Source organism: Mycobacterium sp. E3298 (genome assembly GCF_001666895.1).
Taxonomy (GTDB): Bacteria; Actinomycetota; Actinomycetes; order Mycobacteriales; family Mycobacteriaceae; genus Mycobacterium.
Genome location: NZ_LZJB01000500.1, coordinates 1 through 1,088, shown reverse-complemented (window position 1 = coordinate 1,088; position 1,088 = coordinate 1). Strand labels below are relative to the sequence as shown.

1 protein-coding gene is annotated in these 1,088 nt (G+C 71.0%); it reads left to right on the top strand.

From position 1 onward, the window contains the following. The coding region (locus A9X05_RS22715; protein ID WP_156736920.1) for a methyltransferase at positions 1 to 1,088 on the top strand (1,088 nt) is incomplete at both ends.

Here is a 1,088-nt window from a genome sequence, read left to right as displayed (position 1 = left end):
CACCGTCTGGGTCACCTCCAGTGCGCCGCTCTCGCCGGATCGGCCCGTCCGCATCGGCGTCCCCATCCCGGGCGTGCGCGCGGTGGTGCTCGACGGCTGGCTGAAACCGGCGCCGGTCGGGGTGGTGGGCGAGCTCTACCTGAGCGGGCCCGCGCTGGCCCACGGCTACATGGGCCGCGTGGACCTGACCGCGGAACGGTTCGTCGCCAACCCCTTCGGCGAACCCGGCGAGCGCATGTACCGCACCGGCGACCTGGTGCGTTGGACCCGCGACGGGGAACTGGACTTCGTCGGCCGCGCCGACGGCCAGATCAAACTGCGCGGGCAGCGCATCGAATTGGGCGAGATCGAGAACACCCTGCTGGCCTGCCCGCACGTCACCCAGGCCGCCGTCACCGTGCACGACGGCGGGACCGGCGCTGCGCTGGTCGCCTACGTCACCCTCGACCACAACACCAGCGCCGACCACGACGCCGACAACGTCGAGGAGTGGCAGCACCTCTACGACGACCTGTACGGCGCCGAGCTCGACACCCGGTTCGGGATGGACTTCCGCGGCTGGAACAGCAGCTACACCGGAGACCCGATCCCGCTCGAGGAGATGATCGAGTGGCAGGCCGCCACGGTGGAGCGAATCATGGCGCTGCGGCCGCGGCGCGTGCTGGAGATCGGCGCGGGGTCGGGCCTGCTGCTGTCGCAGATCGCCCCGCAGTCCGACCAGTATTTCGCGACCGACTTCTCGCCGGTGGCGATCGAAAACCTGGCCCGCTCGCTCGAGCGGTTGCAGCTGCCCTGGCGCGACCGCGTCGAGCTGCTGACCCGGGCCGCCCACGTCGCGGATGGGTTGCCGCGCAACCACTTCGACACCATCGTCATAAACTCGGTGGTCCAGTACTTCCCCAATGCGGGCTACCTGGCCGAGGTGATCGACACCGCGATGGAGCTGCTGGCCCCCGGCGGGGCGTTGTTCATCGGCGACATCCGCAACCACGCCCTGCAGGGCCCGTTCCAGACCGCGATCGTGCTGACGCGCGCCGGGGCGGCCGCCGAGGCCGCCGAGGCGGCCGAGATCCGTCAGCGGGTTCGGC